Origin of the sequence: Streptomyces sp. NPDC049577, from assembly GCF_040675635.1 — a bacterium.
Lineage (GTDB): Bacteria > Actinomycetota > Actinomycetes > Streptomycetales > Streptomycetaceae > Streptomyces.
Genome location: NZ_JBFAPH010000271.1, coordinates 1 through 8321 on the forward strand (window position 1 = coordinate 1; position 8321 = coordinate 8321).

Annotated in this window: 1 protein-coding gene; it reads left to right on the forward strand. The window is 67.6% G+C overall.

Annotated features, from left to right (window positions below):
* The first annotated feature begins 64 nt into the window (after positions 1 to 64).
* Positions 65 to 7921, forward strand: a complete 7857-nt coding sequence (locus tag AB0K09_RS24920; protein WP_366067605.1) for a LamG-like jellyroll fold domain-containing protein — start codon at positions 65 to 67, stop codon at positions 7919 to 7921.
* Positions 7922 to 8321: the final 400 nt, after the last annotated feature.

Genomic DNA, 8321 nt, shown 5'->3' on the forward strand with positions numbered 1-8321 from the left:
GTACGACATACAGACCAAGCCCATCACCACCGCGGGTTCGGTCGCCGACGGCAAGTGGCATCACGTGGTCCTCTCCGGTTCATGGACCGCGCAGACCATGTGGCTGGACGGCAACAAGGTAGGCACGGGGCCCGGCTTCCAGTCCATGGGCAGCAACGGCAGCGCCATGCCCTGGCTGTACCGCAACGTCTACCTGGGCACGGGCTACCTGGGTTACACCTGGCCCGACCAGCCGCATCCCAACTCGAGCACGTTTTACGGCAGCTACTTCAAGGGCTCCCTCTCCAACGTCTCCTACTACGGCAAGCCCCTGGCCCAGCCAGAGGTCAACGACCTCTACCGCGCCGCCACCAAGCCCGCCAGCCTCCTGAGCACGGTCACCCGCCCCTCGGGCAAGACCTTCGCCTCGGTCTCCTACGACCCGGTCACGGCGGACGTCACCCGGCTGACCGACTCCAACGGCGGCAACTGGACCATGGGTGCACCCACGGTGCAGGGTTCCAGCGAGGTCTACCGCTCGGCGGTGCTCGGCTCCGCCCCCGCCGCCTACTACCGCCTCGGTGACTCTGCCGGCGTGGGCCAGGCGGTCAACGAGGTGAACTCCGGCACGGCGACGTACGCCAACGTCACACTCGGCTCGGAAGGCCCCTTCACCGACAGGGCCGGGGCGGCCTTCAACGGCTCGTCCTCCTTCCTGCAACTCCCCGCGAGCCAGCAGGTGCAGACCGGGCCGAACTCCGTCGAGATGTGGTTCAAGACCCCGCCCGGCAGCACCGCCGGCGGCGTGCTCTTCAGCCAGTCGGGCGCGGCCGTGAACGGCCCGAATCCGACCGCCAACGACTGGACGCCCGCCCTCTACGTCGGCACCGACGGCAAGGTCCACGGCAAGTTCTGGGACACCAACGGCACGTCCGGCCAGATGGTCGCGTCCGCTCCGGTGAACGACGGCAAGTGGCACCACACTCTGCTCACCGGCTCCGGCAAGGGCCAGCACCTGTACGTCGACGGCGTGCAGGCCGGCTCCACCACCGCCGCGCTCAAGGGCTCGGCCGCCGGGTACAACTACATCGGCGCCGGTGAGTCCAACGGCTGGCCGGCCCGTCCCACCAACCCGCTCGGCTACTTCTCCGGCTCGATCGCGGAGGCCGCCTTCTACCGGACCGAGCTCAGCGGCAGCGACGCGGCCGCCCACTGGTCCGCCGGACGCAGCTCCAACGGGCTGTCCCCGCTGAAGGTCGTCAAGGTCACCGACCCCGGTACCAAGACGGTCACCTACCAGTACGACCTGTGGAACGGCAACCGCGCCGTCGCGCAGATCGACGGTCGCGGGTACAAGACCACCTACGGCTACGACACCGCCGGTTTCCAGCACACGGTCACCGACCCCAACGGCAACGTCGTCACCACCGGCCACGACGTCCGCGGCAACGAGGTCACCCGTACCACCTGCCAGAACCAGGCAGCCCAGGCCTGCTCGACCACGTACACGTCCTACCTGCCGGACGACACCAGCGCCCAGCTGACGCCGAACCCGCAGAACGACCTGCCGGCCACCGTCCGCGACGGCCGCTCGTCCTCCGCGACGGACAACACGTACCTGACGTCGTTCTCCTACGACGCGGCGGGCAACAAGACCGGCGTGACGACCCCGGCCGTGCCGGGTTCCCCCAACGGGCGCACGACGTCGATCGCCTACACCGACGGCACGTCCGTCGCGGCGGCCGACGGCGGCTTCGCCCCCAAGGGCCTGCCGTACAAGACGGTCTCGCCGGGCGGCGCCACGACGACGATCACCTACTTCAAGAACGGTGACGTCGCCTCCACCACCGACCCGAACGGCCAGGTCACCAGCTTTACCTACGACAACCTCGGCCGGCCGGTCAGTAAGAAGGTCGTCTCGGACACCTTCCCGAACGGCCTCGTCACGCAGTTCAAGTACGACGCCGAGTCGCAGGTCGTCGAGCAGACCGACCCGGCCGTGACGAACCGCGTCACCGGTGCCGTCCACCAGGCGAAGACCACCACGGTCTACGACGCGGACGGACTGGTCACCTCGCAGACCGTCGCCGACCTCTCCGGCGGCGACGCGCCCCGGACCGTCTCCTCCACGTACAACCAGTACAACCAGCTGGAGACGAACACCGACGGCACCAAGGCGACCACGTCCTTCACGTACGACGCCTACGGCAACAAGGCCACCGAGCGCGACGCGCTCGGCAACACCCTGGCCTTCACGTACGACTCCGAGGGACATCTGCTCACCCAGACCCTCAAGGGCTACACGGGTGACCCGGTCAACCCCTCGCCGGCCAAGGACCTGGTCCAGTCCTCCCGGGCCTACGACCCGGCGGGACGGCTGCAGTCCATCACCGATGCGATGGGCAACACCACGTCGTACACCTACACGGACAACGACCTCACGGCGACGATCACCAAGTCCGACCCGACGGGGAAGAACACCTTCGTCCAGCAGGCCAACACCTACGACGCGGCCGGCAACCTGATCCAGCAGGCCACCAACAACGGCGCCACCGTCACCAAGTCCACCGTGGACGCGGCCGACCGGGTCACCGCGACCACGGTCGACCCGACCGGCGTCAACCGCACCACCACCGTCTCGTACACGCCCGACGACCGGGTCGCCACCAGCACCCTCAGCGACGGCAGCGGGACCACCCACGCCACCAGCTCGACGTACGACGCGATGGGCAACCTGACCAGCACCTCCGTGCGGCAGGACGGTGTGGGGCACCCGACGGGGTGGTGGCCGCTGAACCAGACGTCCGGCACGACGGTCACCGATGCCTCCGGCACCGGTAACACCGCCGTCGCGAAGGACGTCACCTGGAACGACGGAGCGGCCTCGCTCAACGGCACCACCAGCGTGATCGGCACCAACGGTCCCGCTCTCAATACCGCCTCGTCGTACTCCGTCTCCACCTGGGTCAAGCTGAACAGCCAGAGCGCGAACGACCAGACCTTCGTCGGTCAGGGCGGCACCAACCACCAGGCGCTCTACCTCGGTTACATCGCGAGCACCAAGTCCTGGGCCTTCAGCACCAGCACCAACGACGGGTCCAACACGGCCTACCCGGCCGCGCTCGCACCCACCGGCAGCGCGGTGGCGGGAACCTGGACGCACCTGGTCGCCACGTTCGACTCGGGCACCGGCGCCATGAAGCTGTACGTCAATGGCCAGCCGGCAGGTACGGCGACGAACTCCACCCCCTGGAACGCTCCCGGTCAGACGACCCTCGGCGCCGTCCACACGGCGGACGGCGGGCTGTACAACCAGGTCAGCGGCGCGATCGACAATGTCCAGACCTACCCGCGCGCCCTCTCCGGCGACGAGGTCACCCGTCTGTACGGCGCCGACCGCTCCGGCGGCACCACGGCGTCCGGCAGCCAGGCGACCACCAGCTGGAAGCTGGACAAGCGCGGCCTGCCGGTCAGCATGACCGACCCGGACGGCAACGTCACCAACTACGCCTACGACGAGGCCGGCCACCAGACCGTCACCGTCGCCCCGGCGGTCAACGCGGAGACGAACGGCGGCGCACCCACCCTGGTGCACCCCACCACCACCGTCGGCTACGACACCTTCGGCAACCCGTCGGAGACCCAGGACCCGAACGGCAACACCGTCACCACGGCGTACGACGCCGAGGGCCGGAAGACCGCCGAGACCCTGCCCAGCTACACGGCGCCCGGTGCCGGCTCGCCGATCACCGGCGCGACGACGAACTGGACGTACGACGCGCTCGGCAACGTCACGCTGGTCACCGACCCGCTCCAGCACACCACCGGCTACGCCTACGACCAGCTCGGCGACGTCGTCCAGATCACCGACGCCAACAAGGGCGTCACCCGCAGCGTCTACGACGCCAATGGCGACGCGCTGTCCGTGACCTCACCGTCCGGCGCGCAGACCCAGGCGACGTACGACTTCATGGGCCGCAAGCTGACCACGACGGTCCTGGACCGCTTCCCGAACCCGACCACGTCCACGACCACCCACTCGTACGCGGCCTCCGCGACGAACCCGGGCGGTGCGTTCCTGGCGTCGACCACGACCCAGAACGGTGTGACCACCAGCTACGGCTACAACCGGGTCGGCGAGGTCACCCAGGTCACCGACGGGGCGGGCAACACCACCCAGAACACCTACGACCTGAAGGGCAACAAGACGGCCGTCGGTCTGCCCGACGGCACGTGGAACACCGTCACCTACGACCAGCTGGGCAACCCCGTCCAGACGCAGGCGCTGGACACCGACAAGAAGACGGTGCTCTCCACGCGCTCGGCGACCTACAGCGCCGCCGGTCACCTGATGTCGTCCACGGACGCCAACCAGCACACCACCACCTACACGCGCGACGCGCTCGGCCAGGTCACCGGTGAGGTCCAGCCGGTCGACGCGACGCACTCGATCACGACCAGCTTCGGCTACGACGCGGCGGGACACCGCACCCGTTTCACCGACGGACGCGGCAACGCCCGCTACTACACCTTCAACTCCTGGAACCTCCCCGAGTCGGTCATCGAGCCGCCGGTGTCGACGTCCACGTACAGCTACACCAGCGCCGCGGACTCGACGTTCACCACGTCCTACGACGCGGCCGGCCGCGCGGTGACGCAGACGGCGCCGGGCGGGGTCAAGGTCACCTCCGACTACGACGCGCTGGGCAACCTCACGTCGCAGTCCGGTTCCGGGGCCGAGATCGGCACGGCGACCCGTAGCTTCGGCTACGACGCCGAGGGCCGCATGACCTCGGCCGCGACCAGCGCCCTGACCGGCAACGTCGCGGTCCCGGCCACGTCCAACACCTTCACCTACAACGACCGGGGTCTGCTGCTGACCGCGGCCGGAACCTCCGGCTCCAGCTCCTTCGGCTACAACGGCGACGGCCTGATCACCAACCGGACCGACGCCGCCGGCACGACCAGCTACGGCTATGACACCGCCGGCCGCCTGTCCACCCTGACCGACCCGGCCACCGGGACGCAGCTGACGTACACGTACAACGCCCTCTCCAAGCCGACGCGCGTGCAGTACACGCAGGGCGGCAAGGACGGGAACGTCCGTACCTTCGGCTACGACAAGCTGCACCGGCTGACCGACGACACCCTCAAGACCGCCGCGGGCGGCACCGTCGCCTCCATCGGCTACGGCTACGACACCAACGGCAACCTCACCAGCAAGAACAGCACCGGCCTGGCCGGCCCGTCGAACAACACCTACACCTACGACTGGGCCGACCGTCTCACCTCCTGGAACAACGGCACCACCACGACCGCGTACGGCTACGACGACTCGGGCAACCGCATCCGGGTCGGCTCCAACGTCTACGCGTACGACGCCCGCGACCAGCTGACCAGCGACGGAGTCAACACCTACCGGTACAGCGCCCGGGGCACGATGACCCAGCAGGCGACAGCCTCCGGCACGCCGACCGCGTTCGCCTCCGACGCCTTCGACCAGCAGCTCACGCAGGGCACCCAGACGTACGTCACCGACGCCCTCGGCCGGGTCGTCACCGCGAACGGAGCGGGCGGAGCCAAGCTCACGTTCGCCTTCACGGGCACGGGCAACACCCTGGCCTCGGACGGCGGCAACACGTACACGTGGACCCCCGACGGCGGCCTGATCGGCATCGGCACGTCCGGCGCGGCGGGCGTGCTCGCCTTCACCGACGAGCACGACGACGTCATCGGCAACTTCACGGCGGCGGGAACGGAGCTGAGCGGCTCCACGGCGTACGACCCGCTGGGCAACTCCACGGCCACGACGGGCGCCCCGTTCGGTCACCTCGGCTACCAGTCGGGCTGGACGGACAACGCCACGGGCAAGGTCAACATGGCCGCCCGCTGGTACAACCCGGCGACCGGCCAGTTCATGAACCGCGACACGATGGCCTTCGACCCGGTCCCGAACTCGGTCACGGCCAACCCGTTCGCGTACGTGGACGACAACCCGCTGAAGGGCACGGACCCGTCGGGTCACGGCTTCTGGGGCAACCTGAAGAAGAAGGCGTCGCACGCCTGGAGCAGCGCGAGTTCGTATGCTTCGAGCGCCTACGACTCGGTCTCGTCCTACGCGTCCAGTGCCTACAACACTGTGTCGTCCTACGCGTCCAGTGCCTACGACACTGTCTCGTCCTATGCGTCCAGTGCGTACCACGCGACGTCGTCGTACGTGAAGCACACGTACCACGCGGCGTCGAACTACGTGCACCGGGCGGTATCCCGGGTGAGCCGGGCGGTCCATGACGGCTACCGCTACGTGAGACGTGCGGCCAGCCATGCGTATCACGCGACGAAACACGTGGTGAGTCACGCGTACCACAAGACGGTGCAAGCGGTGAAGACTGCTTACCACGCGACGGCGAAGGCGGTGAACACGGCCGCCACATACGTCAAGCACCACGCGGCAGCCATCGCGTCCTTCGTCGCCTCGACGGCCGTCTTTGTTGGCTGTGAGGTCGCGATCGGTGCACCCACCGGTGGTATCGGCGCGGTCGCCGGCGCTGCGGCCTGCGGTGCGCTTGCCGGTGAAGTCGGCGGATTGGTCGGTCAGGGCGCGAAGTGCATGTCCGGCCAGTCCGGTGCATGTTCGGCCAAGGCCTTTGGCGGAGCCATCTTCCTGGGCGGCGTCGGCGGCGCGATCGGTGGTGCCTTGGGCGGCGCGCTTGGGGGCAAGCTCGCGGAATCGGCCATCGGCCACGCACTGCCTAAGGTCGTTTCCGGTGCCCTTGAAGGTGCCGCGGTAGGCGGCATATCGGGCGGTGCAACGGGTGCCGCTGGATATGGCATCAGCTGCGCCAGCAGCGGAGCCGGTTGTTCCTGGTCCGGAGCGGGCAGTGCAGCTGCCAGCGGTGCGGCGGAAGGTGCGATCGGTGGGGCGGTAGGCGGCGCACTTGCAGCTGGCCTCAGGCGCTCCAGTTGCGGCCAGGCGCACAGCTTCACGGGTGAGACCCGTGTGGCCATGGCCGACGGCTCGTCCAAGCGCATCGACGAGGTGAAGGTCGGCGACGAGATCAAGAACGCGGTTCCGGGCAAGCCCGGGGCCACGGAGACCCACAAGGTCGACAAGGTCATCGTCACCCGCACGGACCGCGACTTCGTGGACGTCACGGTCGCCCCGACCACCAAGAAGAGTGGCCTGGGTGCCCGCGTCCTGAAGAAGGCCGCTGCCGGCGTCGCCGCGGCGGCAACTGCCGCGGCAGTTCTGGCCCCGACCACGGCCACAGCGTCGACGGCCTCGTCGGCGACCATCACCACCACCTACCACCACCCCTTCTACGACCAGACGCAGACCTCTTTCGTCGAGGCGAAGGACCTGCACGAGGGTGACCTGCTGGAGACCGAAGACGGCAACGTCGAGGTCAAGAGCATCCGGCTCTATCACGCTGACGCGGTCACGTACGACCTCACGGTCGACGGGCTTCATACCTACTATGTTGTGGCCGGCGGCACGCCGATCTTGGTCCACAACACGAATGCGGCCTGTCCGACGGCGTATAAGTTCTCACTGAAGCCTGGTGCCCCGAAGGGCAGCGGTGAGAACCAGGCGTATCAAATCAGGACGGTTGGCTCGACCGAATACCACGCCACAGGTGGCGGGACGAAGGTCTGGGCAGACGGCCTCGATTCCAACGCATCCGAGCTCTTGGATGCGAAGTATGTAGGAAATCCTGGGCGAAGCCCCTTCGTGCCGGGTGGGAAGGTCCCAGATTTCATCCAGGCGAAGATTGACGCCAAGATGAACGATGAGTTCTCTCGATATGCGTCAGTAATCAATGACCCAGGGAATCCGCTCGTGGGACTGCGTGTCATCACTAACGAGTCAGGTGCAGTACCCTACTTCACGCGCCTGATGCAACAGCATGGGATCCCTGGCTCTGTCGTCGTGCATCCCTAGGAAAGGAGCAGGTCGGTGACGTATCTAGCCGTCTTTGAAGATCAGAACCGTAGGGTTCGACGTGCGGAGTTGATCGCGGCGTTGGAGCGAGACTGGCCTTCCGCTGTGATCCGCGAATGTCAGGGAACGCAGGAGTCCAGGGGTGTTGTCTGGACTTACTCGGAGGGCAGCCAGGAGCTTGAGGGTTCCGCTCACGTGGATGGAACTTGTATCTACCTCGATTCACCTCTTGAAGTGGCAGCCAGGTTTGCGCTCTGGTTCAGGGGCCTCGTTCCGGCGGAGGTTGAACTCGTCTTCTGTGACGACGGGTACTGCTTCAGCGGAAGAATCGAACCGGGTGCGAGTGCGCCGTCAGGAGGAGCAGGCACACGACGAGGGCGGGTCCGTCGTTTCCACCGCG